General features: G+C 64.5%; 21 protein-coding genes. 9 read left to right on the top strand and 12 right to left on the bottom strand.

The genetic code is table 11. The features are described from left to right. Positions 1-73: 73 nt before the first annotated feature. The 3 genes from surE to ACFR99_RS09935 all read right to left on the bottom strand — a co-directional run bounded on the left by surE (position 74) and on the right by ACFR99_RS09935 (position 3,319). Positions 74-871 (bottom strand): 5'/3'-nucleotidase SurE, encoded by a 798-nt coding sequence (surE, locus tag ACFR99_RS09945; protein ID WP_390286837.1) that lies wholly within the window; start codon positions 869-871, stop codon positions 74-76. A gap of 127 nt (positions 872-998) precedes the next feature. Then, the gene (locus ACFR99_RS09940) at positions 999-2,555 is read right to left on the bottom strand and encodes a small ribosomal subunit Rsm22 family protein (RefSeq protein WP_390286835.1); all 1,557 of its coding nucleotides are present in this window, start codon (positions 2,553-2,555) and stop codon (positions 999-1,001) included. Continuing rightward, the gene (locus tag ACFR99_RS09935; RefSeq protein WP_390286833.1) at positions 2,552-3,319 is read right to left on the bottom strand and encodes a prephenate dehydrogenase/arogenate dehydrogenase family protein; all 768 of its coding nucleotides are present in this window, start codon (positions 3,317-3,319) and stop codon (positions 2,552-2,554) included. The genes ACFR99_RS09940 and ACFR99_RS09935 overlap by 4 nt, the downstream gene beginning before the upstream one ends. Positions 3,320-3,472: 153 nt before the next feature. Between ACFR99_RS09935 and ACFR99_RS09930 the strand changes: the two genes are divergently transcribed. After that, positions 3,473-4,207, top strand: coding sequence for a histidine kinase N-terminal 7TM domain-containing protein (locus tag ACFR99_RS09930; RefSeq protein WP_390286831.1), 735 nt, complete (start codon positions 3,473-3,475; stop codon positions 4,205-4,207). A 69-nt stretch (positions 4,208-4,276) separates the two neighbouring features. Next, complete coding sequence (locus tag ACFR99_RS09925) at positions 4,277-5,317, top strand: NAD(P)/FAD-dependent oxidoreductase (protein WP_390286829.1); 1,041 nt, start codon at positions 4,277-4,279, stop codon at positions 5,315-5,317. A 55-nt stretch (positions 5,318-5,372) separates the two neighbouring features. On the opposite strand, the gene ACFR99_RS09920 is transcribed toward ACFR99_RS09925, so the two are convergent. The 4 genes from ACFR99_RS09920 to ACFR99_RS09905 all read right to left on the bottom strand — a co-directional run bounded on the left by ACFR99_RS09920 (position 5,373) and on the right by ACFR99_RS09905 (position 9,119). Continuing rightward, on the bottom strand, positions 5,373-5,651 hold the full coding sequence (locus tag ACFR99_RS09920; protein WP_390286827.1) for a HalOD1 output domain-containing protein: 279 nt from the start codon (positions 5,649-5,651) through the stop codon (positions 5,373-5,375). Positions 5,652-5,869: 218 nt separating this feature from the next. Next, a complete protein-coding gene (gene trkA / locus ACFR99_RS09915; RefSeq protein ID WP_390286825.1) occupies positions 5,870-7,207 on the bottom strand; it encodes a Trk system potassium transporter TrkA in 1,338 nt (445 codons plus the stop codon). A 134-nt stretch (positions 7,208-7,341) separates the two neighbouring features. Beyond that, positions 7,342-7,863, bottom strand: a complete 522-nt coding sequence (locus ACFR99_RS09910; protein WP_390286823.1) for an SRPBCC family protein — start codon at positions 7,861-7,863, stop codon at positions 7,342-7,344. A gap of 74 nt (positions 7,864-7,937) precedes the next feature. After that, positions 7,938-9,119, bottom strand: coding sequence for a M48 family metalloprotease (locus tag ACFR99_RS09905; protein ID WP_390286821.1), 1,182 nt, complete (start codon positions 9,117-9,119; stop codon positions 7,938-7,940). A gap of 456 nt (positions 9,120-9,575) precedes the next feature. On the opposite strand from ACFR99_RS09905, the gene ACFR99_RS09900 reads away from it, so the two are divergent. From ACFR99_RS09900 to ACFR99_RS09890, 3 genes are all read left to right on the top strand, one after another. Beyond that, positions 9,576-10,595, top strand: coding sequence for a DUF1611 domain-containing protein (locus tag ACFR99_RS09900; protein WP_390286819.1), 1,020 nt, complete (start codon positions 9,576-9,578; stop codon positions 10,593-10,595). Next, positions 10,592-11,644 carry a dipeptide epimerase gene (locus ACFR99_RS09895; RefSeq protein ID WP_390286817.1) on the top strand — a complete coding sequence of 351 codons (1,053 nt, stop codon included), beginning with the start codon at positions 10,592-10,594 and terminating at the stop codon, positions 11,642-11,644. Before ACFR99_RS09900 ends, ACFR99_RS09895 begins: the two co-directional genes overlap by 4 nt. A gap of 98 nt (positions 11,645-11,742) precedes the next feature. Further along, complete coding sequence (locus ACFR99_RS09890) at positions 11,743-12,624, top strand: hypothetical protein (protein ID WP_390286815.1); 882 nt, start codon at positions 11,743-11,745, stop codon at positions 12,622-12,624. A gap of 94 nt (positions 12,625-12,718) precedes the next feature. Here the strand turns inward: ACFR99_RS09890 and ACFR99_RS09885 are convergent, their stop codons facing one another. The 4 genes from ACFR99_RS09885 to ACFR99_RS09870 form a co-directional block, all read right to left on the bottom strand. Next, positions 12,719-13,672, bottom strand: coding sequence for a segregation/condensation protein A (locus ACFR99_RS09885; RefSeq protein WP_390286813.1), 954 nt, complete (start codon positions 13,670-13,672; stop codon positions 12,719-12,721). After that, positions 13,665-17,237 (bottom strand): chromosome segregation protein SMC, encoded by a 3,573-nt coding sequence (smc, locus tag ACFR99_RS09880; protein WP_390286811.1) that lies wholly within the window; start codon positions 17,235-17,237, stop codon positions 13,665-13,667. The genes ACFR99_RS09885 and smc overlap by 8 nt, the downstream gene beginning before the upstream one ends. A gap of 89 nt (positions 17,238-17,326) precedes the next feature. Further along, the gene (locus ACFR99_RS09875) at positions 17,327-17,629 is read right to left on the bottom strand and encodes a DUF7518 family protein (RefSeq protein ID WP_390286809.1); all 303 of its coding nucleotides are present in this window, start codon (positions 17,627-17,629) and stop codon (positions 17,327-17,329) included. Positions 17,630-17,759: 130 nt separating this feature from the next. Further along, positions 17,760-20,849: a PAS domain-containing sensor histidine kinase gene (locus ACFR99_RS09870; protein WP_390286807.1), complete on the bottom strand. Its 3,090-nt coding sequence runs from the start codon at positions 20,847-20,849 to the stop codon at positions 17,760-17,762. 63 nt (positions 20,850-20,912) lie between these two features. Between ACFR99_RS09870 and ACFR99_RS09865 the strand changes: the two genes are divergently transcribed. From ACFR99_RS09865 to gatB, 4 genes are all read left to right on the top strand, one after another. Further along, on the top strand, positions 20,913-21,233 hold the full coding sequence (locus ACFR99_RS09865; RefSeq protein WP_390286805.1) for a hypothetical protein: 321 nt from the start codon (positions 20,913-20,915) through the stop codon (positions 21,231-21,233). A gap of 2 nt (positions 21,234-21,235) precedes the next feature. Further along, entirely contained in the window at positions 21,236-23,260 is a 2,025-nt protein-coding gene (locus ACFR99_RS09860; protein ID WP_390286803.1) for an AMP-binding protein, read from the top strand. Positions 23,261-23,372: 112 nt separating this feature from the next. Beyond that, positions 23,373-24,347: a deoxyhypusine synthase gene (locus ACFR99_RS09855; protein ID WP_390286801.1), complete on the top strand. Its 975-nt coding sequence runs from the start codon at positions 23,373-23,375 to the stop codon at positions 24,345-24,347. Positions 24,348-24,466: 119 nt separating this feature from the next. Then, positions 24,467-25,963, top strand: a complete 1,497-nt coding sequence (gene gatB, locus ACFR99_RS09850) for an Asp-tRNA(Asn)/Glu-tRNA(Gln) amidotransferase subunit GatB (protein WP_390286799.1) — start codon at positions 24,467-24,469, stop codon at positions 25,961-25,963. Here the strand turns inward: gatB and ACFR99_RS09845 are convergent, their stop codons facing one another. Then, on the bottom strand, positions 25,964-26,761 hold the full coding sequence (locus ACFR99_RS09845) for an N-acyl homoserine lactonase family protein (RefSeq protein WP_390286797.1): 798 nt from the start codon (positions 26,759-26,761) through the stop codon (positions 25,964-25,966). Positions 26,762-26,907 lie beyond the last annotated feature (146 nt).

Genomic DNA, 26,907 nt, shown 5'->3' with positions numbered 1-26,907 from the left:
TATCACTTTCGGCGACCGACAGGATCGCCGACATCGCGGCACTGCCGGTGTATACGGGGTACGATCGGCCGTCTCACTCGTGGCGCGACCCCTCGTAGTCGTCGGCGAGCGCATCGAGGGCCTCGTGGTGGTTCGTCGAGTGAGGCGCGGTCAGCGGCGAGACGCTCACCTTTCCCTCGACGACGGCCCGGCGATCCGTTCCCGGCGGGTCGGGGAGCGCCTCGGGCGTCATGTCGTCCCAGACGCGGTCGTGCAGCGTGACGTGTGCCCCCTCGCGTTCGGCGTCCATCTCGTAGCGTTTCGAGGGCCGCGTGATCTCGATCGACGCGGGGTCGCCGTCGGGCAGCGGAACGTTAACGTTGAGGTAGGCGGCGTGCTCGAAGACGCCGGCCTCGAGCGCGCGGTCGACGAGGTAGGTCGTGACGCGGGTCGCTTCGGCGTAGTCGTCGGCCGTCACTTCGGTCTCCTCGAACGGCGTGTCGTCGACAGGGACGTACAGCGACGTCGCGATCGCGGGGACATCGAAGAAGGCGGCTTCGACGGCCGCGCTGATCGTCCCCGAGCGCCCGAGGACGTACTCGCCGAGATTCGCACCCTTGTTACAGCCCGCGACGACGAGGTCGGGAAACGGGCCGAGTTCCGCGAGGCCGGCGACGACGCAGTCGGCGGGCGTCCCGTGGACGGCGTAGCCGAGTTCGTGGTCGTCGACCTCGACTTCGTGGGAGATCGACCGCCCACAGGCACTCTGGTCGCCGGCGGGCGCGACGACGGTCACGTTAGCGTGTTCGGAGAGGGCGTCGTACAGCGCCCGGATGCCGGTGCTGTCGATCCCATCGTCGTTGGTCAGTAGGATCTCGAGGTCGTCGCTCATGTCACGCCGGTCGGCCGGCGGCGCGAAAAGCCCACCGCTTCCGGCACTCGACACAGCCGCTCGGGTGGCCGTCAGCGTTGGGTACCGCACCCTGCTCAGTGTGCGCGTGCGCGGAATCTATGCAGGGTCAGGCAAGTCGGTCGACGATCGTCTCCTCGTCGACGACCAGATTGTAGGCTTCCTCGTCGTCGTTCCAGAGCGCGAGGATCCGCTCGAACGAACAGACCTCGCCGTAGTCGGCCTCGAGCAGCGCTCGGTTGAGCGACGTTTCCTTCGTCACGACAGCGTAGTGGTCGATCTTTTCGCTGCCGTCGCTGATCTTGAAAAGCGGGTTCGATCGGCCGCCGCGGCCGCCATCGCCGTCCTCGCTCAGTGATCGGCTGAGCTTCGCCGCGACGAGGTCGATCCGATTAGTGACGTGGCGGTCCATCTCGGCCATCTTCGCCCACTCACTGGTCTCGAGGGCCATGTCGATCCGCCGCCGACCGTCCAGCCGCAGCATGGAGTAGGAAAACTGGACGTCGACGTTGACGAACTCGCCGGGTGCGTGCTCGGCGTCGTCGGTCGGCGTGGCCTCGTCGAGGCGACGCTGGAACCCAGGAACGGCAAGATCTGGCCGCACGTCGAACGACCAGCCGCGATCCGACGGGGTTTCGTTGGGCCAGAGCCGAACGGTTGGCCCGTAGACGGTCACCTCGCCGAGCCGGTCGTCGGCCACGTCTGTGCCATTGTCGGCGCCCCCATTGCCACCGATGTCTACCGCATCCCGGTCCCACAGCCGCTGGCCCTCAAGCTCGCGCTCGACTTCACGCAGCCCTACACTGGTGTTCTTGTCTGCGGGAGCCATCGCGAGCAACGTCCCGTCGGGTGCGAGCGTCTCGAGGAACGACCGCGTCACTGCAGCGGGCTCGTCGAGTTCGCTCAATACGTTACAGGCGAGGACGAGGTCGAAACCGTCGTCGGGGGTAGTCGGATCGAATCCGTCGCTGGCGGCGTCACTCGGGTCGAATTCCTCCGCGGTCGTCCGGTGGATCGTCGTGTGGACGTTTCGCCCCGTTTCACCGAGTAGGTCTTCGAGGACGTCCGCGGCCGCGCTGGGTTCGATCGCGTGATAATCGACCAGCGCGTCGTCGGGAAGGTAGTCACAGAGCCCGAGCGCGGGGCCGCCGACGCCAGCGCCGACGTCGAGGACCCGTAGCTTCCGGCCCAGCAACCCCCGATCAGCGAGATCGTCGAGCGCATATTGGATCGCTGCGTAGTAGCCCGGCAGGTGGTAAATCGCGTAGCCTGCCGCCACGTCGTCGTCGTACTCGACGGCGCGACCGTCGAGATAATCGGCTTTGAACCGGCGGATCGTCGACCGGAGCAAGTCGCCCGAGGCACCATCATACCAGTTCGGGCCGTAGCGATCGGCCAGCAGGTCCTCGAGCCGGCGTTCGTAGCCGGCGGGGAACTCCTCGACCGGCCCGCGACGGGGCCGCACCGGGTCGTCGTCGACGGGGACGAACGTCCCGTCGTCTCGCTCGCGCAAGCCGAGATCGACGGCCTCCTCGCGGAGGAGCTGTTTGACGACCGCTGGATGTGGCGCTCCTTCGATGTAGTCGGCGATCTCGTCCGGGTCGATCGGTCGGACGTTACGCAGATACTTCGCGTTCGATCGAACGGCCTCGCGGTGGTCACTCACGTCGTCTCACCTCCGCTGTCGTCGCGGTCGTCGTGCCAGTTCGCGGCCGCGTCTCGGTACAGTGCCTCGAGTTCGTCCGGGTCGGCGGCAGCGATCTCGCCGGCGGCGTCGGCGACGGCGTCGGCGCCGTCGAACGTCGCCTGAATGTCGGCGTAGACCCGCGGCGTGCCCGCTGTCACCTGTGTGGCGAGTCGTTCCATCGTCTCGTAGATCGGCGTCTCGAAACCCTCGGGTACCGACTCGGCTGCGAGGGCAAACGAAAGCACCGCGGCGTGAGTCGCCGCCTGCACGGTCTCCATCGCCTCGTCGTGCTCGACCGCCGTCGTTTCGAGTAACTCGTTGCCACGGGCCTCGAGCGTCGCGAGTACGCCGTCGGTCACCGGACCCGATCGATCGCGAACGACGGCGATCGAGCCGGGTGCCCGCTCGGGTGCAAACAGCGGGTGGAGGCTGGCCCGTTCGACGTCCGGCGCATGGCGATCCATTGCTTCGAGCGCGGGTCCCATCACGCCCGAGACGTCGACGATCGCTCGCTCGGCCCGCGTGGCCTGGGCGGCGATCGCCTCGGCCACGTGGGTCATCGGCACCGCGAGACAGACGACGTCGTAGGTCGTCTCCCCCTCGAGATCGGCGACAGTGCCGTCGACGGCGTCCGCCGCCGCAGCTGCGGCGTCGCCGTCGATATCGGCGAACGCGACTCGGGCGTCGACGGCGTCGCCGAACCACGTTCCCATCGACCCTGCGCCGACGATCAGTACGTCCATTGCTCGCCCCTACCTGCCGACATTGCAAAAGCCGTTCGATCGATACACACGCTCGTACGAGCACACTATCTGCCGTTGGCGCGTGCAGTACCGATTCCCGTTGCGTTGACGGAACGTCAGAATATACAAGGTATTTGAACCGAGACTGAACGTATGGACCCCGGCCAGTTACTATCCGTGTTGCTCATCGCGGGGGCCGGCTGTATCGTTCTCACGACCTACCCGTATCTGGCGACCGGGATCGCGTACCGCGACCGCGATAACGGACTGTCGTATATCCTGTTTCTCATGGGTGTTGCGGTCTGGAACGGGCTGTTCGCTGCGCAGGCGCTCGACCCACGGCCGATCGTCAAAGGATTTTTCTTCAGCATCGCGACGTTAGGTGCCGTCCTGGCCGGGCTGGGCTGGCTGCTGTTTGCCAGTACGGCGAGCAGCACGCCGTTGCTGGGCCGTCGGCGACTCGTCTATCACGCTGTTGCCCTCCTCGCCGGAATCGACATTACGCTCGCGATCACCACGCCGACACACTCGCTGTACTGGACTGCGACGTCCGAGTCGTCTGTCGCGCTTGCCTTTGCGAGTCTCGAGCCAAACGTCGGCTACTGGCTGCATACGTTCTTTCTCACCGGCCTGTTCGGGGCCGGCGCGACCCTGTTTGCCGTCGCGTGGCGGAACGGAACCGACGTCGCATACACGCGCCTCTATACTGTTGCTGGGTTCGCGACGGCCGCAGCGATCCTCGCCAGCACCCTTTTGCTTCCCGGAACCACGTCGATCGCGCCGCTGGCTGCCGGCAGTCTGACGACGATCGGCTGGATACAGGCCCAGCAGAAACGCTATCTCCGGCTCCCGCGGCCGTATCGGTGGTTGAGTAACTTGCTGCGGTGACGGCTCCGCCACCACACCCTAACAGTGACAGCCAACAGTCTACTGTAGGGGCAGGTCCAAACTGCGCCCATGACACACATTGGGATCGTCGGGGCGGGCGTCGGCGCAGCAGCCGCGACGTACGCTCTCGAGGAGACGCGCGACGACGTGACTGTGACGGTATTCGAGAAATCCGGCGGCCTCTGTGGACGGGCTGCGACCAGACGCCGCGACGAGCTCGTCTACGACTACGGCGCGAACTACGTCAAATCCGACGACGAGGGCGTCGTCGAGTTGCTGACGGAGACGCTCGATACCGAGGGGCTGGTCGATATCACTGACCCTGTATGGACGTTCGACCACACAGGCGACGTATCGCCAGGCGACGGCCGTGACGAGCACAAGTGGACCTACCGACAGGGGCTGACCCAGATCGCAAAGCGACTCTTCGCGCGCACCGACGCGACCGTCCACCGACAGACACGCGCCGAGACGATTATCCGAACCGAGGACGAGACGTGGCGACTCGAGGACGCCGCTGGAACCCAGTGGGGTCCCTTCGACGCCCTGCTGTTGAACCCGCCGGCACCACAAACTGCCGATCTGCTGCGAACGGCCGACTGGGAGAGCGACATCCGTGACGACCTCCTCTCGGCCGTCGACACCGTTCCCTATCGGACGGTCTGGACCGGCATCTTTCACTACCCGTTCGAACTCGAGCAACCCTACTACGCGCTCGTCAACGCGGACAAAGCACACGAGGTGGGCTGGGTCGGCCGCGAGGAGTGCAAACCCGGCCACGTCCCCGACGGTGAGTCGCTGCTGGTCGTCCAGGCCAACCACGAGTGGTCGGTCGACCACTACGACGAGCCACCGGCCGAGTCCCTCGAGAAACTCGCGGCGCTGACAGCCGACCTCGTCGGCGACGAGCGCCTGCGCGAGCCCGACTGGACGGATCACCAGGGCTGGCGGTACGCGCTCCCGGAGGACGGCGTCTCCCGCGACCCTCTCGAGCGCGCCGAACGCGCAGGGCTGTACTGTCTCGGCGACTGGGTCGCCGGCGAGGGTCGTATCCACGCCGCGCTCCGAAACGGCCTCGCGGTGGGCGAGCGGGTCGCCGACACTAACTGATGGTGTAGGGTGTTATAGAACGGCACTTATACCCACTTCAAGGATATTTTGATAATCACTTTCGATTGTGATCTGCTGGTCGAAGTAGAAGATACTCGCCCCCCTCAACAGTAATGTGAAAGTCGCTGTAGACGAATTTGACTGATCCATTCTGCCGTGACTCACACAGCTCATCCAACATATCTGGATCGATCGTTTCATATAGTGGAATTAACTCCCAAGGCTCACATTCCATTAGTGAGCTTACAGCATGGATTGCTGCCATACTCACAGATTCATCCTCCGGAATTTCGTATTCCACCAATAACTGTTGTTCCGTATTCTCGGGCACCATTATGGGGTTCAGTGGCTGTAACCGGATAAATACCGAGTTTGAAAGTGTAACGACGCACTGGATGATATAGTAGCCACTGAAAGTCAGTGCACACCTGATCGCACGATGGCCCTGCGTCGGTGTGTAACTCGTTTCAGTCGTTACTATCGCACACGCCAGTTCTCCATAGAAACTGGTGTAATAAACACGGTGGGACGGCTCTCTGACACCCTCAGTAGCTAGAGCGCGGCGGCCGCCTCGTCGATCACTTCGGTGTCGACGAAGACGACCACGTGATCGCCGGCCTCGACGACAGTCTCGCCTCGCGGCGTGATCAGCTCCCCGTCGCGGGTGATCGCCCCGATAACGATTCTGTCAGGCAGGTCGGCCATCGCCTCCTCGATCCGTGTCTCGAAGAGGATGCTGTCCGAATCGACCTCGATTTCGAGAACCTCGGCGCGGTCGGACTCGAGCATGGCGACGTTTTCCGTTCGGCGGGCGCGGGTAAAGCGGGTGATCTCCTCGGCGGTCACGAGACGCGGGTTGACGCCGACGTCGAGCCCGACCGTCTCGAAGAGGTCGACGTACTCGCTGGCCTCGACGACGCCGATGGTTCGCTCGACGCCGATCCGTCTCGCGAGCAGCGAGACCAGCAGGTTCCGCTCGTCGCTCTCGAGAGCGGCGACGACCAGATCGGACTCGTCGACGTGCTCACGGACGAGAAAGTCGATATCGGTCGCGTCGCTTTGCAAGACCAGTGTCCCGGGCAGGTTCTCTGCCAGTTCCCGTGCCCGTCCGGGGTCTTGCTCGATAAGTCGCGTGTCGAACCCCTCGGCGTCGAAGAGCCGGGCCGTCTGATAGCCGATATCGCCGCCACCGACGATGACGATCTCGTCGACATCCTCGAGAGAGGGTTCCGGCGTCACGGTATCCGCGAACGATCGGACGCTCTCCGCGGAGCCGATGACGACGACGGCGTCGTCGGCCCTGATGACCGTGTCACCGGCCGGAACGACGATGTCGTTGCCACGCAAGAGTGCGGCGAACGTCAGCGACTCGTAGCGGTCGGCCGCCGAGACCGTCTCGCCGGCGATGGGACTGTCCGCGAGTACCTCGAACTCGGCCATGCGGACGAGCCCGTCGGCGAAGGTTTCGGCGTCGTGAGCTCCCGGCAGACTGGCGATCCGGACGATCGTCTCGGCGGTCTGGAGGTTCGTTCCCACCATGAAATCGACGCCGAACGCACCAGCAGACTGCTCCCACGTCCGCAACAGGTTCGTCTGCTTGACCCGGGCGATCGTGAACGGATCGCCGACGGCCTTCGTCGCTCCACAGATGACGATGTTCGTCTCGTCGATGTCGGTGCTCGCGATGACCATGTCTGCGTTCTCGATGCCGGCCTCCTCGAGCGTCTCGAGGGCGGTCCCGTCACCCTGGACGGCCAGCACGTCGTGGGAGTAGGTGATCGATTCGACCCGATCGGGATCCGTGTCGACGACGACGACGTGGTGGTCGTCGTCGAGGCTGGCAGCGATGTTCGAGCCGACCTGTCCAGCACCAACGACGATTACGCGCATCGGCGGCTCACCCGCGACGATCGCGGACCCGAAACGGCGTGGCTCCGGCTCATATGTGCGCTATCGGGCGCCAGCCAGTAAGTCGGTTGGCCCTGCGTTCGAACCGTGAACGGATGCCGGCGTGCCGAGAGACGTCAGGGCATCTCGTGAATCGTCAGCTCGACGTCGCGGGGCTGTCCCTCGATGTCCGCGACCAACCGCTCGACGACGGTCTCGGCCTCGTCGAGCAGCTTTGGCTCGACCCTGTCGACGACCCAGTCCAGCGAGACGAACCGCGGCAGCGCGATCGCGTTCGTATCCGCCGAGTAGGGGTTGTAGACGGCATCGAAATAGATCCGACTGGCCGTCGGGGCGTCCGCCGGTGCTGACTCCGGCTCCGGTTCGACGCGCCACTCGCCGCGGGCATCGATGTCGTTGACCAGCCGCCACTCGAGCGAGTTCGGCGGGGTAATGTCGATCACCTTCGAGCGAGCGGTGTAGCTGAGCTTCCACCACGTCAGCGTGAGGTCGTATACCGAGCCGACGCCCCCGTCGCCGTGGATCCGGACCTCTTTCAGGTGGTCCGTGTACCGCGGATAGTCGGCGAACGAGCGCACGTGCGGGAACACCTCCTCTGGCGGTCGGTGGGCGAGCGTACTGAGGAGAATCCTGTCCACACCGCTTATATGAGCCGTTCAACCGTAAGGATTGCTATGGGTTCGATCGAGTGCCGCTCGTGCTATCGGCTCCCTCAGTCGCTCGCAGCCGACCGCACGCTTTGTTCGTCGTCTCGAAGCGCCTCGATCCGGTCCCCGATCGGTGGATGATGGGTCGCGAGGCTGTAGAGCAGTCCCGCCTCGAGGCGAACGTCGTTCGCGTCGGCCAGCGTCTCGAGGGCATCGACCATCGCCTCGCGACCGGCCGTGCTCGCCGCGTAGGTGTCCGCACGGAACTCCTGCCAGCGTGCGAGCCCGCCCAGCAAGAAGACGCGATACAGCACGTAGATACCGATAAGCGGAACGAAGTAGCCGACGACGCCGAACGTCGCCGCCAACCGGCTGAACCCGGCCTGCTGGGCGACGAGCGCCCAGGCACCAAAGACGGCAACGGTGAGCATACCGCGCTGCCAGAGGTGACGGCCCGCGACGTGGCCAAACTCGTGGGCGAGGATCGCCCGGAGTTCGTCGTCGTCGCACTCATCGAGGAGGTAGTCAGTCAGGAAGACGTATCGCAGCCCGGGGAGGGTGCCAGCGACGAGTGCGGTCGCAGTTTTGGTCGACTTTCCCTCGAGCAGGTAGATCCTGTGGGGGCTGTAGCCCGCCGCGTCACAGAGGCGCTCGACGCGCTCGCGGCGTTGCCCCTCGAGTGAGTCGTGCGTCCGCGTAAGGACGAGCAGATACGGCGAGAGGCCGAAGCTGACGAAGACGAGGACGCCGAGTGCGGCGACGAGGACGAGCCGCGAGACGCTAACGGTCGAGACGAGCGCGATGAATCCGCCGATTCCGAGCACCGCCGTGCCGACCGCGATCGTCAGGGTGGCGACCACTCGGCTGACGCGTCGCCACGTCGATGTCGTCGTCTCCCGGAGCGACCGAACCGTGGGGTACGTGCCAAGTGCCATCGACACGAGCGGGACGGCGACGATGCCCAACGTGACCAGGACGATCACCGCGAACTCGAGGACCGCGATCCCGAACAGGTCGGGTCCTGCCGCCGCGACGCGAGCAGTCGCTCGGTCTATCAGTCCGAAGGCGTATCCACCAAGCAGTGCGAGGGCCGGCAGTCCGAACCCGACCGCCTGCTGGATGCGGTTGAGGCGGTGCAGGCGGTCTTCGATCGGTGCGTCCATCGCCTCGACGCGCCGAGCGTACGCTCGAAGTCCGAGGAACGGCCCGACCGCGAGGGCGAGCACGAACGCAGCGACGGCGAGCATAGCCCGTGGGACGATAGCACTACCCAAAGTTATGCATCGCTTTCGACGCGAAACAACTTGAAACGGGTACGATCCTGCACGCAGTGTCCCAGCAGACGGCAGGCCCCGAGGCGACGCCTACCGAACCGAGTATACGGACTGCTGTCATACGGTCTGCTGTAACGATGTACCGGTGCAACCGCAGTACGGGTCGCGGTTGCACCGGAAATGACGTACAGTAGTCAGTATCAGTCAATGTCGCCGCGACCGCGAGCCGTCACTGCACACCCGATCGCACGACGGGAGCGCGATTCGACGACGACCGTCGTGAGCGGTCACCGCGGTGCGCTGTACGCGACCGCCATGCCGTTCCACCGCCGACGGCAAGCAGGTTCGAACGGGATCGTACTGTATGAATCCGCTCGCAGTTTGTTACGGTTCAGGTAGTTCAAGTATACTCCTCTGTTATAGCCGAGTATGCGTATCGCAATTCTCGCCCACGAAAAATTCCCTGACCGAGCCAAAACCGCCCTCGGTATCCTCCGCTATGCCGACCACGATGTCGTCTCGGTTCTCGATCGAACGGCCGACGGACACCGTGTCTCCGACTTCGTCCCCGACGTACAGGATGCACCGATCGTCTCCGAAATGGCTGCCATAGAGCCCGACGACGTCGATGCTCTGGTGATCGGCATCGCACCGATCGGCGGCGGCTTCGACGAGAGCTGGCGCGAGGACGTTCGGACGGCACTCGAGTACGGCTGCGACGTGATCTCGGGGCTGCATTACTTCCTCGAAGACGACGAGGAGTTTGCCCGACTGGCGGCCGAAAACGGCTGTGACATCTGGGACGTTCGCAACCCGCCCGAAGACCTCACTGTCGCCGAGGGCGTAGCCGACGAGGTCGACGCCGAGGTGATCCTCACCGTCGGTACCGACTGCTCGACCGGCAAGATGACGACGACGATGGAACTCGCCCGCGATGCCCGCGCGGCCGGCCACGACGCCGCCGTGATCCCGACCGGCCAGACGGGGATCATGATCGAGGGCTGGGGGAACCCGATCGATCGCGTCGTCAGCGACTTCACCGCGGGTGCGGTCGAGGAGATGATCACAGAGAAAGGCGACGAACACGACTATCTGTTCGTCGAGGGCCAGGGCAGCATCGTCCACCCGGCGTACTCGGCGGTTACGCTCGGCATCCTCCACGGGTCGATGGCCGACAATCTCGTGCTCTGTCACAACGCCGGCCAGGAGGCGATCCACGGCTACGAGTCGTTCGCGCTGCCGTCGATTCCGACGTACGTCGATCTCTACGAGAACGTCGCCGCTCCGGTCGCGGACAGCGAAATCGTCGCCGGTGCGCTGAACACGTCCGCCCTTGAGGACGACGAGGCGGCCCGCGACGCTGTCGACGAGTACGCCGATCGGCTCGATGCGCCCGCGACCGACGTGATCCGCTTTGGAACCGACGCTCTCCTCGACGAACTCCTATGAGCCTCGAGACCGCGTCCGAACGGCGCTCGCTGCCGCTCGAGTACCCGTTCGGCATCGCTCGCGGCACGACGACCGAATCCGAGGCCGTGTTCGTCCGAATCGAGGACGACGAGGGCAGAGTCGGTCTCGGCGCTGGCACACCGTCGGCACACTACGGCGAGACCACAGCAACCGTCGCAGCCGTCCTGCCCGACCTGCTGTCGGTCGTCGAGGATATCGGTGATCCCCACCAGCTCGAGCGGATCGAACGCCGCATGCGCGAGACGGTCCGCAAGAACCCGGCCGCCCGGACTGCAGTTAGCATCGCGCTTCACGATCTCGTTGCCAAACGACTCGAAATCCCGCTCTACCGGTACTGGGGGCTCGATCCCGACGAGACACTCGAGACGTCCTACACCATCGGGCTCGACGATACGGAGACGATGCGCGAGAAGACGGAGACGGCCGTCGAGCGCGGGTACACCACGCTGAAGGTCAAACTGGGGACCGATCGCGACCTCGAGATCGTCGAGACGATCCGGTCGGTCGCCCCCGACGTTCGGCTGTTCGTCGACGCGAACGAGGCCTGGACGCCTCGCGAGGCCGTCGCCAAGATCGAGCGGTTAGCGGACTACGACCTGGCGTTCGTCGAACAGCCCGTTCCTGCCGAAAATCCGGAGGGCCTGCAGTTCGTCTCCGAACGGTCACCGCTGCCGATCGCCGCCGACGAATCCTGTGTCACGCTCGCGGACATCCCGCGGATCGCAGACCGGTGTGACATCGCGAACCTGAAACTGATGAAATGTGGCGGCCTGCTGGAAGCCAAACGGATGATCCACGCCGCCCGCGCCCACGGCCTCGAGGTGATGTGTGGCTGTATGACCGAATCGAACGCCTCGATCGCGGCGGCCTGTCACCTCGCGCCGCTGCTCGACTACGCCGACCTCGACGGCCCGCTGCTGTTAGCCGACGATCCCGCCGACGGCGTCCCGATGCCCGACGGCCGGATCGACCTGGCCAGCCTCGAGCGTCCCGGGACTGGTGCCGTCCTCGAGTCCGTGTTCGACTGATCGGTTCGCATCGAAACCGGCAGCGTCCCACTCACAGTGACTGTCAGTACGACCGGTAACGGGGTTTCATACCGGTCGTCGGTGTGGAACCGGCCGGTATGGACGACAGTGATACCGATCTAGCCGTCTCCCGTCGGACACTATTGTACGCGTCGGCCGGGACGGCGTCGCTTTCTGCCGTCGGCAGCGTGCGAGCCGACGACAGCGGTGGTGACGGGATCGATGAGGGCATTCCGTGGCTCGACCGGAACTGTCCGGAGGCGACCGTCGAGCCCGGAATGGAGCCGTGCGAGGGAGCGAGTACGGAAGGCTGTTCGGACGACCATCCGGCGACGATCGCGCTTCGATCGGCGGTCGAGGAGTCCCTCGAGACACAGTTTCCTGACGTCGATGCGCTGATCGACGCGGGGTTCAAGCCGTACTTCGACACGCTCGAGGTCGGGGACGACAGCTGGTCACACTGGCTCAATCCGGAGTTCATCGGCGACGACGGGCTCGTGGACCCCGAACGACCCGAATCGGTTCTCGTCGACAACGACTCGTGGCGATCGATGGGCGTCATGTTCATCGCGACGCGCGGCGGAGAGCCGGTCGCGCCGCCGGCAGTGTACGGAGCGGACGATACCGAGAGCCAGTGTTCGCCCTGGCACGTTCACACCGGCCTTCCCGGGCGGTTCGCGTGGTGGTTTTATAAGCAGACGTACGATCACGACGCGGCCGACGATCTCGAGTTTCCCTGTCGAACCCCCTGTATGCTCCACGTCTGGACCGTCGACCACCCCGAGGCGGTCTACGCACACGACGCACCGCCACAGGAGGACCGCGAGTTATCGCCTGCCAGCGCCCCCGGTTTCGAGACCGACGCGGTCCCCGGCGAGGACGAACTCGAGTGGGACGTGCTGCCGAACAGTCTCGTCCCCGAACGGCGTCCCGACGAGAGCGCTCCGTTCGGACTCGATGATATCGACCTCGGGCTGTAACCGGATGCCGTTCGTACGGTCTGCTGTCCCGATGTCTCGGTGTGACCGCAGGATGGATCACGGTCCCGTGGACACTGGTTGACAGGAGTCACTATCAGTCGGCGATCGCTTCACTCGCGTCGGACTCCACCGTTGCCTCCTTGATCCAGAGGTCGCCGAACAGGTCGTCCTGCTCGAGCGTCACGCGCCCCCGATGGGCCAGAAAGAGCAATGCGAGATACGTCATCACGCGCGAGCCGCCGACCGCATCGATTTCGGCGTACAGCACCTCGTCGCGGCCCCGCTCGTAGTGGCTCTCGAGTTCGGCCCCGACGTCGTCGATGACCGCTTCGATGTCTTCCTCGTGGGTCGTGTGAGTGACGTCGTCGCTGGTCGGCTCGTCGTCGACTCGGAAGTCGTCGCCCGAGTGGTAGTTCAACTCCTGTACGCCGCGATCGTAGCCGCGGGGCGAGTCGCTCGTGTCGTAACTGCGGGATTCTTTCCACCAGCTGTCGCGTTCCGCAGTCCGGAGTTCGCGCACGAGTTCGTCCAGCGTCTCCGGCTTGCCGCGGGCGTGCTTGCGCTCGAGGCGCCGTTCCATCTCGTCCTCGAGACTCTCGACGGGATCGAACCCCGGCGGGTGGCGCTGGTCGCCCTCGGCGTCCATCGGCTCGTCGTCGGCGAAGGGTGCTTCCCACGGCGGGAGGTCTTCCTCGTCGGGCTCGTCGGCCGCGAACAACTCGTCGCTTTTCATCCGCAGGAGGACGCTCGCGTAGAACAGCGCCCGCCCCGAGGTCCGCAGGTCGACCTCGTCGATCGCCTCGAGGAACTTGTCCGTGACGCGAACGACGTCGATGTCCCACGGGTCGATCTCGCCGTCTTCTGCGAGTTGAACGAGCAGTTCGACCGGCTCGACGGTCTCCTCGTCCTCGTCGGCTTCGTCCGACTCGTCGTCGGTGAACTCGAGGACCGCGTCGTCCGTACCGTCCGCGTCGGATCGCGGCGACTCGCCGGGGCGGTCACGCTCCTCGTGACCCGTGATGTTCAGCGGAATCTCGTCGTCAGTCATCGGCCGGCACCTCGCCGCTGCTCAGGTCGATGCCGGTCACCGCACTGACGTTGTCCTGTTGCATCGTCACGCCGATCGCCCGCTCGGAGCGGTCGAGCATCGCAGAGCGATGAGAGACGACGACGAACTGGGCCTTCTCGGAGAGTTCGTCGACCATCTCGCCGATCCGCTCGGCGTTGACGGCGTCGAGGAAGGCGTCGACCTCGTCTAACGCGTAGAACGGGGCCGGGTTGTGCCGCTGAATCGCGAAGATGAACGCCAGCGCCGTCAGCGACTTCTCGCCGCCCGACATGGCATCCAGCCGCTGAATCGGCTTGTCGCCCGGCTGGGCCTTCATCGTCAGGCCGCCGTCGAACGGGTCGTCCTCGTTCTCGAGGTGCAACGTCCCCGTCCCTTCCGAAAGCTTCTCGAAGATCTCCGTGAAGTGGGCAGCGATCGCGTCGTAGGCGTCCATGAACGTTTGTTTCTTCTGGGTTTCGTACTGTTCGATCCGATCGCGAATGCCCTCTGCCTCTTCGACTAACGTCGCTTTTCCGTCCTCGAGTTCCTCGAGATCCTCGCGAACCTCGTCGTACTCGTCGATCGCGAGCATGTTGACCGGTTCCATCGCCTCCATGTCCGCGGTCAGGAGCTCGATCATCTCGAGGACGGTGTCGTGATCGGGCACGCCTTCGGGATCGTAGTCGCCGACCTCCGACTCGAGCGATTCGATCTCCCACTCGAGGTCGCTCGCGCGCTCACGGGCGTCCTCGAGTTTGCTCTCGACGGCGTTGACCCGGTCTTGCTGCTGGTCGCGGTTCGTCCGGGCCGTCGATAACTCCTCTTTGAGGTCGCTGCGCTCGGCTTTCAGCTCCGTGAGCTCGTCCTCGAGTTCCGCGACGGCCTCGCGTTTCTCGTCGAGTTCGTCGCGTTTCCCGTCGATTTTCGCCTCGTACTCCTCGATCCGATCTTCGTGCTCGGCTTTGCGATTCTGTGCGGCCTCGATGTCGTCGTGGAGGTCCTCGATGGCGTCTTCGGCGTACTCCTTCTCGAGGGAGCGTTCGTTGAGATCGCCGTCGATGTCCTGGATTCGGTCCTCGCGCTCGTCGATCTCGGCCTCGAGCGCCTCGATCTGGTCGGTCAACTCGGGAATCTTCGAATCAGCGAGCTCGGTCTCGAGGTCGTCGATCTCGACCTCGAGGTCGTCGACCGTCGCCGTCTTCGCCTCGATCTCGTCGGCGATCTCGTTCATCCGCTCGTCGACGGATTCGCGTTCCTCGCGGAGGTCCTCGAGGTCAGCTTCGAGGTCTTCGATCTCGGTCTCGATGCGCTCGCGTTTCTCGTCGAGTCCCTCGAGTTCGGCCTCGATCGATCGAACTTCGTCGGCCGCGTCGCTCTTGCGGTCGCGGGCGTCGTCGAGTCGCCCTTCGACGCCGCGGATCTCCTCGCGGAGCGAGTCGCGTTCCTCCTGCAGTTCGGTGATCTGTTTGGCGACGCGCTCGAGTTGGCCCTCGCCGCCGCCGGTAAAGGAGTACCTCGAGCCGCCGCCGGAGCCGCCGGTCATCGCGCCGCTCTTTTCGACCAGGTCGCCATCGAGCGTGACCATCCGATAGTCGCCCATGTACGAGCGGGCGGTCTCGATGTCCTCGACGACCAGCGTATCGCCGAGGACGTAGGAGAAGACGCCCGCGTATTCGCTGTCGAAATCGACCAGGTTGTACGCGAAGTCGACGACGCCCGGATCGCTCGGCGCAGTTGGAAGCCGGCGCTGGCTCATGTCCGTCAGCGGCAGGAAGGTCGCCCGACCCGCGTTGCGCGACTTGAGGTGTTCGATACACTGCTGGCCGACGACGTCGTCGTCGACGACGACGTCGGTCAGCCGGCCGCCGGCCGCGGTTTCGCAGGCGGTCGCGTACTCGCCGGGGACGGTCCCCAGCTGTGCGACCGCGCCGTGGACACCGTTGATCCCCGAGTTGAGGATCGTCGTCACTGCGCGGCCAAAGGAAGAATCACCGCTCTGGCCGGCATTGGCCTCGAGTTCGGCGTACTCCTGTTGTTTAGCCTGGATCTCGTCGTCGAGGTCGTCGAGGTCCGACTGCAGCCGGCGCTTCTCGGCTTTCAGATCGTCGACGACCTCGGCGATATTTTGGCGGTTCCGTTCGGCCTTCTCGAGTTCCCGCTCGAGGTCGCTTCGCTCGCTTTCGATCTCGGGGAGTTGTTCGCGTTTCGATTCGATCGTGTTTTCTTTCTCGCTGATGGCGTTCGAGCGTCGCCGGGCCTCGTCGAGTAAGCGATCCTGTTCGCGCTGCAGGTCGTTTTTCTCGGTCTTGGCCGCCTCGAGCTCGTCTTTGCGCTCGGCGAGGTCGGCCTTGAGCTCGTCGAACTGGGTGTCGACGGCTTCGATCTCGGCCTCGAGCTCGTCGCGTTCGGCCTCGCGCTCCTGAATCTCGCTTTTGATCGAGGCTTTCTCGAGTTTGTGCTCGCGGATCTCCGCTTCGAGGTCGTCGATCGTCTCCTGTTTGCGATCGATCTGGACGAAGGCGTCGCGGCGCGTCGATTCGGCGTCCTCGATCGCCTCCTCGCTGGCCTCGATCTTGTCCTCGAGCCGCGAGATGTCGCCTTTGAGCTCCTCGATCTCGCTTTTGATCCGGAGCTGTTCGTCCTCGCCTTTGCGTTCGATTTCGGCATTGAGGTCCTCGAGGTCTTCCTCTAGACGGACGACCTTGCCTTCGCGTTCGTCGAGTTCGCGCTGCAGGTCGCGGAGTTCGTCCGCGAGGTCGTCGACCTCGGCTTCGACCGACGCGAGTTCGTCGCGTTTCTCCTCGAGTTCGCTGGCTTTCTTGTAGCCCTCGTACTCCTCTTTTTCGCGGCGGAGCCGGCGGTAGCGCATCGCTTCCCGGCGTTCGTCTGCGAGTTGGTCGAGCCGGTCGCGTTTCTCTTCGATGCGGAGTTCGGCCTCGTCGATCCGTTCCTGGACCGTCTCGAGTTCGCCGAAGGCGTCCTCCTTTTTCGCGTCGAACTCCGCGACGCCCGCGATCTCGTCGATGATCTCCCGGCGGGCGTGGGGCGTCATGTTGATGATCTCGGTGACGTCGCCCTGCATGACGACGTTGTAGCCCTCGGGAGTGATACCGGCCTGAGCGAGCAGGTCCTGGATGTCCGAGAGGTTGACCGAGCGGTCGTTGAGATAGTAGTAGGAGTAGTAGTTGTCCTCGGTTTCCTTGACGCGCCGTCGGATGCGAATCTCGTCGACGTCGCCGACGTCCTCGCTGCCCGCGGCGTTGACGACCTGCGAGCGCTCCAAGGTGCCGTCCGAGTTGTCGAGGACGACCTCGACGGTGGCCTCGCGGGGGCCACTGGACGTATCGCCGTCCTCGTGGCCGGGATTGTAGATGAGGTCGGTCAGCTTCTCGGCGCGGATCCCGCGGGTCCGGGCCAGTCCGAGCGCAAAGAGGACGGCGTCGATGATGTTCGACTTGCCCGAGCCGTTCGGGCCGGTCACCACCGTAAAATCCTCGTAAAACGGGATCTTGGTCTTCCTCCCAAAACTCTTGAAATCGTCGAGGATGATCGCCTTGATGTACATTCTCCTTGCGCGGCCTCCGTGTCGTCGAATGCCGTCGGTCGTGGGCGCCCGTCATGGCTCCGCGCCTCGTCCCACGGCGTCGTCTGCAGTTATGCTACGATAATGTCGTCGCTACCTGAGTCTTCCGTTTCGTCACTGGAGGTGTCCGCTTCTCCCTCAGCGTCGGCCGCGGCTTCGGCGACGTCATCGGGCTCGGCTTCGGGGGTCTCGTCCCCACTGGCCGACTCTGTGTTCCGTCGCTCGGGGACGCGCGTCGGTGTGTCGGCATCGAGTTCGGCCTCGAGGACGCGGATCCGTTCTTTCGCCTCGATCAGTTCCTCCGTCAGGCCTGTTACCGTCGACTCGAGTTCCGCAACCGTCGATTCGAGTTGCTCGACACGGTTGTTCGACATATCAGCTAGGGGTCCGTCCGGCCACATAAACGTACGTCAGACACTGCTGTGATATCTTACAGGTGTGGTGGTCGGCGAGGGCCGAGGCGCTCGAGACGGAGGCGTCCTCGGGAACGCACAATCGGTCGGGTCACTGTGTGGCGTCCTCCGCAGCGGGGAGTGTAAACGAGAACGTCGACCCGGCACCGGGCTCCGACTCGACCCAGATCTCGCCGTCGTGGCGCTCGACGATCCGCTGACAGAGTGCGAGTCCGATGCCGGTGCCGGCGTGTTCCTCGCGACTGTGGAGGCGCTGGAAGACATCGAACACGCGGTCTTGCTCGTCAGGCTCGATCCCGATGCCCTCGTCGTAAATCGAGATTTTCCACTCCCGGCCGCGGCGTTCGGCGTCGACGGAGATCCGCGGTGGATCGTCGCCGCTGTACTTGATCGCGTTGCTCAGGAGGTTCTGGAACACCTGCCGTAACTGGTCCGCATCGCCCTCGATGCGGGGGAGGTCACCGGCGGCGATTTCGGCGTTCGTCTCCTCGATCCGGAACTGCAGGTCCGAGAGGACGCTCTCGAGGGCCGACTCGAGGTCGACGGGTTCGAACGGGTCGCCCTGCGTCTCGACGCGCGAATATTCCAGGAGCCCCTCGATCATGTCCTGCATCCGTTCGGCACCGTCGACGGCGAACGCGAGGAACTCCTCGCCGTCCGCGTCGAGTTCGTCAGCATAGCGGCTCTCGATGAGCTGGAGGTAACTCGAAATCATCCGCAACGGTTCTTGCAGGTCGTGGGAGGCGGCGTAGGCGAACTGTTCGAGCCGTTCGTTCGACTCCTCGAGTCGCGCGATCGTCACCTCGAGTTTCCGCTGGTACTCCTTCCGTTCGGTGATGTCGTGAGCCATCGTCACCCCGCCGAAGATGTCGCCCCGGCTGTCGGTGATCGGCACCGCATAGACCACCCACTCCCGGCCGGCGTACTCGAGTTCGACCGATCGTTCCTCGCCCGCGAGGGCGGCCCGAAGCGCCGGCTCGAGCGTGTCACTCTCCTCCTCGGGCCAGACGTCGTCGAAGTATCGCCCCTCGGCGTCCGCCGGATCGAGCGGGATCCTGTCGAATCCCTGTCCCGACACCAGCGTGTACTCGAGGTCGTGATCGAACAGGGTGACGACGCCGTTCGGGAAGTTCTCTGCGAGGGTGCGGTAGCGCTGTTCGGACTCCTCGAGTTCTCGTTCGCGTTTCTTTCGTTCCGTGATATCCCGATCCGAAACGACGATCGAGACGACGTCGCCGTCGTCGTTCGTGACGGGTCTGAAGACGCCCTTTAACGTGTACCACTCGCCGTCCGGTCGCGTGAGATCCACCTCGAAATTGACGTATTCGCCGGTAGCCGCGCGCTCGGTCCATTCCCTGACTTTAGACTGGATGTCGGTTGGTACGGGGTGTGCGTTCGTCGCGGATCGTGATCCATCGGCTCGCTCACCGTCGCCCCCCTCGCCCCACCACGGTGTCTCCCAGAACGGGTCGCCGGTCACGTCAGCGAGGTCGGCGTCGATGTAGTCCATCGCCGTTCCGTTGATGTCGAGGACCGTTCCGTCCGGCTCGAGCAGGCCGACGAGGATGTTCGGATCCTCGAAGATCGCCTCGAAGCGTCGCTCGGTGCGCTCGAGTTCCTGCTCGCGCTCCCGGCGCTCGGTCACGTCCCGGAAGTAGACCGAGATGCCGCTCTCGGAGGGATAGAGGTTCGCCTCGACCCAGAAGTCGAGCGTGTCGTAGTAGAGTTCGTAGCTGGTCGATTGCTGCGTTTCCAGCGCCGTGTGGAAGGCGTCCCGGACCTCGTCGAAGCCCCTGATATCCGGAAACACGTCCCAGAGCGTCTCGCCGAGCAGCTCCGCCTCGGAGTGCTCGAGGAGTTCCTCGGCGTGCTCGTTGACGTGGGTAAACCGGAACTCGTCGTCGACCGCGTAGAAGGCGTCGGAGATCCGGCCGAAGATGCGCTCGAGTTCGGTCTCGAGTTCCTGCTCGCGCTTCCAGCGCTCGGTCATGTCGCGGGTCACCTTCAGGTATCCCCGATGGGTGCCGTCGTCGTCCAGCACGGGCGTGATCGTGACGTTCGCCCAGAACTGGGTGCCGTCCTTGCGGACGCGCCACCCCTCGTCCTCGGTGGAGCCGGTGTCGAGTGCCTGCTCGAGATTCCGTTCGGGAACACCCGCCGCTCGGTCTTCGTCGGTGTAAAACGTCGAGAAGTGCTCGCCGATGATCTCCTCCCGGTCGTAGCCCTTGAGGGTCCGTGCGCCCTTGTTCCAGCTGACGACGCGGCCGGCCGGGTCCAGCCGGAAGATCGCGTACTCCTCGACGGCGTCGACCAGCGACTGAAACGCTTCCCTGTTCTCCTGGAGGGACGCTTCGGATTGCTTCTGATCGGAGATGTCGTAGTAGAAGTCGACCCGACCGCCGGCGAACGTCCCCGAGTCGATCGGCTTGCTCTGGTATCTGAGCCACCGGTCGTCACGGTCGTCCCCATCACCGGTGACGCGACACTCGAGCCGACCGATGGCCCGATCGTCGTCGTACGCGGTGCGGACGGTCTCGGCGAACGCGTCCGGCTCCGCGACCTGTGGTGTGATGATGTCGTCGACGACCGTATGGCCGTTCCGTCCGACGAGGGTCGCGCGATCGACGTCGAAGTAGTGGCCGATCGTCTCGTCGGCCCACGCAATGTCGTACCCTTCGTCGAGGACGACGACGCCGATGTCGGCGGTGTCGATGATGCTCCTGAGCGATTCGTGCGACGCTGTCGCCTCGAGTGGCTCCCCGCGGTGTCGCGTCTCGGGGCGAGTTCGGGCGATACCGATGGTTCCCTGCAACTCGCCGTCCGCGAGCAACGGGTTGACCTGGAGTTCGGCGGGGACCGCGTCGCCGTCGGCCGTGCGGACGGTGAGGTCGACGGTCACAGCGTCGTCGTTGCGTGTGTCGATCCGACGCTCGAGGGCGCGTTCGATCCGTTCGACGTCGGCGTTGTCGAGGACGAGCGAGACGTGTTCGCCGCGCAGCCCGTCGCACGTGTAGCCGGTAATCTCGACGAAAGCGTCGTTGATCGCGATGAACCGGCCGTCAGCGTCGAGCTGGAAGAGCAAGTCGTCGATCGCGTCGACGAGCGCCCGGTACCGATCGAGCGCGACGTCGTCGGCATCCGTCCAGAACATGCTGTTGCCGGCGTCCGCTCGAGAACTCATACTGGGTGCTAGCTACCGGGCCGGAAAAGCTTCGTGCCGGTCAGCGCAGCCGTGGTGGGTCACGTGCCCGGCGCTCGAACGCCACGAGGTGTTCTCGATGGCCGCGTCCACGGCCACTACACCACCAGCGACACGATTGTCTCCACTGTTCCGACGGACGACCGTCGCGGGCTCACCAGTCAGTCGCCGCTGGTGTCCGCCCCGCTCGAGGACACTGCCGACGAGGTGATCGAGGCGGTATTGCTCGGCCGGTCCCGCGTCACGGAGACGACGGAACGGATCGACATCGGCATTCCCGACCTACGCTGTGATTCGGATCTCGGCACGTCTCTCGACGGCAACGACCTGTTGTTTAATGGTGTCATGAATCATACCCTCGCGTGACAATGTCAGGGAACACGAGTCCGAGTCTCGAGGACATCGACGAAATCGTCCACGAACCGAGGCAGGAGTTCGTCGAATCGACAAATGTCGCCGACTTCATGGAGACGTACGGGATCGACGACTACGAGGAACTCATCGAGCGGACGACGACCGAACTCGAGGGCGAACCCGACAGCGGCCTCGAGTGGTTCTGGGACGAACTGGTCGACTACCTTGGAATCGAGTTCTACGAGGACTACGACGAGATCCGAGACGACAGCGAGGGGCCACAGTTTACCGACTGGTATCCCGGCGGCGAACTCAACGTCGCCCACAACGTGGTCGACCGCCACGCTGCCGTCGGCGAGGAACGGCGAAACACCGTCGCAACGATCTGGGAAGGCGAGGACGGCGAGGTCCGGGAGGTCACGTACCACGAACTCCATCGTCAGGCCAATCAGGTCGCGAACGCGCTCGAGGAACGCGGCATCGGGACCGGCGACACCGTCGGCCTCTACATGCCGATGGTCCCCGAAGTCGTCTCGATCCTCTATGGCTGTTTCAAGGCCGGCGCGATCGCCGTCCCGATCTTTTCGGGGTTCGGCGTCGACGCGGCCGCGACACGAATCGCGGATTCCGAGTGCTCCGTGCTGTTTACCGGCGACGGCTTCTACCGCCGCGGCGATCCTGTCTTCCTCAAGTCCACCGCCGACGAGGCGATCGCGGAAGCCGGCCACGTCGAGTCGACGATCGTGTTCGATCGACTCGGCTCGAGCGAGGCGCGTAACGAACACGAAATCCCGTGGACCGACGACCGCGACGAGTGGTGGGCCGACGCCGTCGAGATCCAGGACGACGACTACGAGACGAAGTCGCTCCCGAGCGATCAGGAGTCGATGCTGCTGTATTCCTCGGGGACGACGGGGAAACCGAAGGGGATCGTCCACACCCACGCTGGCGTGCAGGTCCAGTGTCCCAAGGAAGTCTATTTCGGGATGGATCTCAAACCCGCCGACCGCTTCTTCTGGGTCTCCGACATCGGCTGGATGATGGGGCCGTGGACGCTAATCGGGACGCACACTTTCGGCGGCACCGTCTTCATGTACGAAGGCGCGCCCGACTACCCCGAGCCCGACCGCTTCTGGGAGATGATCGACCGCCACAAACTCACCCAATTCGGCATCTCTCCGACCGCGATCCGTGCGCTGCGCAAGCATGGGGACGAGTGGCTCGAGGGGCACGACCTTTCATCGCTCCGAATCCTGGGGTCGACGGGCGAGCCGTGGGACCCCGAATCCTGGCAGTGGTTCTACGAGCACGTCGGCGGCGGCGAGTGCCCGATCATCAACATCTCCGGGGGCACCGAGATCTGTGGCTGTTTCCTGATGCCGATGCCGAGCGAACCGCTCAAACCCTGTACGCTCGGTGGTCCGGGGCTGGGGATGGACATCGATATCGTCGACAGTGCGGGCAACTCCGTCAAAGAAGCCAACGAACGCGGCTACCTCGTCGCGCGCGATTCCTGTCCCTCGATGACCAAGTCGCTGTGGTCGGGCGACGACCGCTATCTCGAGGAGTACTGGTCGACGTTCGAGGACATGTGGGATCACGGCGACTGGGCCCAGAAAGACGAAGACGGCTTCTGGTTCCTCCACGGCCGCGCCGACGACGCACTGAACGTGGCCGGGCGGAAGGTCGGCCCCGCCGAAGTCGAAGGCGCGCTCATCGATCACGTGGCTGTCAACCAGGCCGCCGCGATCGGCGCGCCCGACGAAACGACCGGCACCGCCGTCGTCACCTACGTCGTCCTCGAGGACGAGTACGAGGAAACCGACGAGTTACGCGACGAACTACGCGCACAGGTCGGCGAGGAGCTTGGTAAACCGTTCCGCCCCCGTGAGGTGCTGTTCGTCGACGCGTTCCCCAAAACGCAGTCGGGGAAGATCATCCGCCGGGCGATCCAGGCAACCTACACCGGCGAGGACTTAGGCGACATGAGCAGCATCGAGAACCCCGAAGCGCTCGAGGAACTCGAGGACGCGAGGTAGCGCCACCGACGACTCGAGACGGCACGACGAGGACGCTCTCCGGGTGGGCCACACGTTCCCATTCCGAGACCGATCTCGAGTCATTCAAAGCTCTGCTCGAGCACCTAGAGATATGACTGACGACGAATCACGCGATCACGTCGTGCCCGGCAGCGAAGAGGAGTTGTCGACGGCGGACGTTCGCGGCTACGACTTCCGCGGCGAGTTCGACTTTCGGGAACTGATCGACTCCTATGAGACGACCGGCTTCCAGGCGACCCAGCTCGCAGAAGCGATCGACATCGCAGAGCGGATGCAAGACGAAGACGCGACGATCTATCTGACCTGTACGTCGAACATTATTTCCTCGGGGCTGCGCGAGGTCGTTGCCGCGCTCGTCCGCGAGGGGTACGTCGACGTGCTGATCACGACCTCTGGCTCGCTTACCGAGGACGTCATCAAGACGGCCAAGCCGTTCAAGATGGGCAAATGGGATGTCGACGAGGCTGAACTCCGCGAGCGCGGGATCAATCGTCTTGGCAATATCTTCGTTCCCTCCGATCGGTACGTCTGGCTCGAGGAGTACCTCTATGACTTCTTCGACGACTTCTTCGCGGAGAAGAAGATCCGGACGCCGACGGCGTTCGCCCGCGAACTCGGCGAGACGCTCGAGGACGAAGACTCGGTGCTGAAACAGGCCGCCGACAACGACGTGCCGGTGTACTGTCCGGCGCTGACCGACGCCGAGGTCGGGAACTTCCTGTACTACTACCGGCAGGGGTACGACTCGGAGGTCGGCATCGAAATCTTGGACGACTACGATTCCCTGATCGAAGACGGCATGTTGGCCGACACAACGGGTCTCATCGCGGTCGGCGGCGGCGTGCCGAAACACCACGCGATTATGACGAACCTCTTCCGTGGCGGCGCCGACTACGTCGTCTACATCTCGACCGGCATGGAGGGCGACGGCTCGTTGTCGGGCGCGCCGCCGAACGAAGCCGTCTCGTGGGGCAAAATCAAAGAAGCCGAAAAGAACTACACCCAGATCGAGGCGGAGGCGACGCTCGTCTTCCCGCTGCTCGTCGCGGGCGCGTTCGACCTCTAATACACCGATACGTATTGCCGGCCGACGGCCCGACGTGACGGAGCTGACGACGGTGGGCCGTGCAAGCGGGCGAGCCCGTCCCGTTACGTTTTACCCCACCCAGCCCGAATCGAGGTCCAATGACTGCCCAGACCGTCCAGCAGGGCGACCTCGTGACCGTCATCGGGCTCGAGGTCCACGTTCAGCTGGAGACCGACACGAAGATCTTCTGTGGGTGTTCGACCGAACAGACCGACGAGCCAAACGAGAACGTCTGCCCGGTCTGTCTCGGCCTGCCGGGAGCGCTGCCGGTCCTCAACGAGGCTGCCGTCGAGGCCGCCGTCAAGATCGGCAAGGCGATCGACGCCGACATCCCCGAGGAGACCCGCTTCCACCGGAAGAACTACTACTACCCCGACCTGCCCAAGAACTTCCAGATCACCCAGTACGACGAGCCGATCTGTGCCGACGGCGAACTCGAGGTGTCCGTCGAGGGCCAACGGCGCACGATCGCGATCGAGCGTGCCCACTTGGAGGAGGACCCGGGCAGTCTGCAGCACGTCGGCGGCGGTGGCGGTATCGATTCGGCCGAGTACACCCTCGTCGACTACAACCGCGCGGGCACGCCACTGATGGAGATCGTCACGGCCCCCGACTTCCGCAGCCCCAGCGAAGTGCGAGCCTTCCTCGCGGAACTCGAGGAAGTACTCGAGTACCTGGGCGTCTTCGACGCCGAACGCGACGGCAGCCTGCGGATCGACGCTAACCTCTCGATCATCCCAGAGGAGGAGATCGACGGCGACGGCATCGACGAGATCGGCGAGGAGGCGCTGGCCGCGGCGAACCGCACGGAGGTCAAGAACATCTCGAGTCACAAGGGCGCAGAGAAGGCCCTGGCATACGAGGAGACGCGCCAGAAGAACGCCATCCAGCGCGGCCGCGCGGTCGAACAGGAGACCCGCCACTGGGACGAGTCCCGCGGGATCACGGTCTCGATGCGCTCGAAAGAAGAGGAGAAAGACTACCGCTACTTCGAGGAGGCAGACCTGCCGCCATTGCGCGTCTCGGGCTGGAAAGACGAGATCGACATCCCGGAACTGCCCTCGGCCCGCCGCGAGCGGTTCCAGGCGGAGTACGGCCTGAACGAGGAGGCCGCCTCGAAGCTTACCTCCACCAAGCAAGTCGCCGACTTCTACGAGAACGTCGCCGGCGAGTTCGACCCCGACCTCGCCGCCACGTGGGTCGCGGACAACCTGCTGGGCGAGCTCAACTACCGCGACATCGAGATTACCGAGATCGAGGGCCGGCTCGAGGAAGTCACCCGCCTCGTCGAACTCGTCGCCGAGGACGAGATCACGGCGAAAAACGCCCGCGAGACCGTCCTACGATCGATGCTCGACGACGGCCGCACGCCGGACGAGGTCGTCGCCGAAGAGGGGCTCGGCAAGACCGGCGAGGACGAGGTCCAGCAGGCCGTCGTCGAGGCGATCGACGAGAATCCCGACGCCGTCGTCGACTACGAGTCTGGCGACGACGGCGCGATCAACTTCCTCGTGGGTCAGGTCATGCAAAAGACCGGTGGCAGCGCCGATCCGGGCGACGTCAACCAGCTCCTGCGGGCCGAACTCGAGGGGTAGTCACTCGAACCGGTTCTGTAGCGTCTCGAGATCCTCCCTGGCGTGTCCACAGAGGACCTGCGCGTCGTGGCGGCGCTCGAGGTCCTTGACCGTTCGAAGACTCTCATACCAGTCGCGGTTGCTCCAGAGCAATCCTCCGCCCATCGGGTGGCCCTGCTCGTAGTTCTCGCGGGTGTAGGCCTGATCGCCCGCGAGGATCACCGTGCCGATGTCGTCGAGGTCGAGTCGCACGCCGAGCAAGCCGGGCGTGTGACCGGGAAAGTGATGCAACTCGAGGCCGTCGACGAGCTGTCGGCGGTGGCGGTGGACAATTTTCCAGTTCAGGTCGCGGTCGAAGTCGCCGGCGAGGTAGGCCACGTCACCCGCGTCGGTCTTCGCGCTGTAGTAGGCGTGCTTGAGTTCCGCTTCGTGGACGACGATTGGCGTGTCGGTGCCCTCGAACGCGTAGAGGCCGCCGGCGTGGTCGAGGTGCAGATGGCTCTGGATCACGATGTCGATGTCGTCGACCGCGTAGCCGGCGTCGGCCAGATCGTCCTCGAGCGGCCGGAGGCCGGTGTGTTCGAAGGCCGCGTAGAGGTCGGCGGGCCAGTGGCCGTTGGCGGCGTCGGGATGGGAGCCGGTATCCCAGAGGATCGTCGCCTCGGGGTGGTCGATGACGACGTTGTAGACCGGCGCGTCGTCCATGACCGTCTCGGGATTTGGCTCGTCGGCCGTTCCGAGGACGGCTCCCTCGACGATGTTGTTGCGGTCGGCGGTGATCGTCCCGCGATCGATCGGCGTGAGTGTCGCATCGACCATACTCACATCACGAGCGGTACGCGCTTATGAGTGCGGAAATATCGATGGCGTCGTTGGCCGCTCGGAGTGGCCCTGTCGCGTCTCCCGTTTCGGTTTCGCTGCCATTGCCTGCCGTGACGCTTCCTGCCGTCAGGCCGTCGTGTTCA

This window comes from Haloarchaeobius amylolyticus (genome assembly GCF_042678045.1).
Lineage (GTDB): Archaea > Halobacteriota > Halobacteria > Halobacteriales > Natrialbaceae > Natrinema > Natrinema amylolyticus_A.
Note: the sequence above shows the minus strand (reverse complement) of the source record. Positions and strands in the feature narration are given on the sequence as shown.

Excerpts from the sequence above, each read along its gene's own strand:
- ACFR99_RS09900 (WP_390286819.1), top strand. The coding sequence starts at position 9,576 with ATGCGTATCGCAATTCTCGCCCACGAAAAATTCCCTGACCGAGCCAAA.
- ACFR99_RS09885 (WP_390286813.1), bottom strand. The coding sequence starts at position 13,672 with ATGACTGACGACGAGATTCCGCTGAACATCACGGGTCACGAGGAGCGT.
- ACFR99_RS09895 (WP_390286817.1), top strand. The coding sequence starts at position 10,592 with ATGAGCCTCGAGACCGCGTCCGAACGGCGCTCGCTGCCGCTCGAGTAC.
- ACFR99_RS09890 (WP_390286815.1), top strand. The coding sequence starts at position 11,743 with ATGGACGACAGTGATACCGATCTAGCCGTCTCCCGTCGGACACTATTG.
- ACFR99_RS09845 (WP_390286797.1), bottom strand. The coding sequence starts at position 26,761 with ATGGTCGATGCGACACTCACGCCGATCGATCGCGGGACGATCACCGCC.
- ACFR99_RS09935 (WP_390286833.1), bottom strand. The coding sequence starts at position 3,319 with ATGGACGTACTGATCGTCGGCGCAGGGTCGATGGGAACGTGGTTCGGC.
- smc (WP_390286811.1), bottom strand. The coding sequence starts at position 17,237 with ATGTACATCAAGGCGATCATCCTCGACGATTTCAAGAGTTTTGGGAGG.
- ACFR99_RS09930 (WP_390286831.1), top strand. The coding sequence starts at position 3,473 with ATGGACCCCGGCCAGTTACTATCCGTGTTGCTCATCGCGGGGGCCGGC.
- ACFR99_RS09870 (WP_390286807.1), bottom strand. The coding sequence starts at position 20,849 with ATGAGTTCTCGAGCGGACGCCGGCAACAGCATGTTCTGGACGGATGCC.
- ACFR99_RS09905 (WP_390286821.1), bottom strand. The coding sequence starts at position 9,119 with ATGCTCGCCGTCGCTGCGTTCGTGCTCGCCCTCGCGGTCGGGCCGTTC.
- gatB (WP_390286799.1), top strand. The coding sequence starts at position 24,467 with ATGACTGCCCAGACCGTCCAGCAGGGCGACCTCGTGACCGTCATCGGG.
- ACFR99_RS09925 (WP_390286829.1), top strand. The coding sequence starts at position 4,277 with ATGACACACATTGGGATCGTCGGGGCGGGCGTCGGCGCAGCAGCCGCG.
- surE (WP_390286837.1), bottom strand. The coding sequence starts at position 871 with ATGAGCGACGACCTCGAGATCCTACTGACCAACGACGATGGGATCGAC.
- ACFR99_RS09875 (WP_390286809.1), bottom strand. The coding sequence starts at position 17,629 with ATGTCGAACAACCGTGTCGAGCAACTCGAATCGACGGTTGCGGAACTC.
- ACFR99_RS09855 (WP_390286801.1), top strand. The coding sequence starts at position 23,373 with ATGACTGACGACGAATCACGCGATCACGTCGTGCCCGGCAGCGAAGAG.
- ACFR99_RS09860 (WP_390286803.1), top strand. The coding sequence starts at position 21,236 with ATGTCAGGGAACACGAGTCCGAGTCTCGAGGACATCGACGAAATCGTC.
- trkA (WP_390286825.1), bottom strand. The coding sequence starts at position 7,207 with ATGCGCGTAATCGTCGTTGGTGCTGGACAGGTCGGCTCGAACATCGCT.
- ACFR99_RS09920 (WP_390286827.1), bottom strand. The coding sequence starts at position 5,651 with ATGGTGCCCGAGAATACGGAACAACAGTTATTGGTGGAATACGAAATT.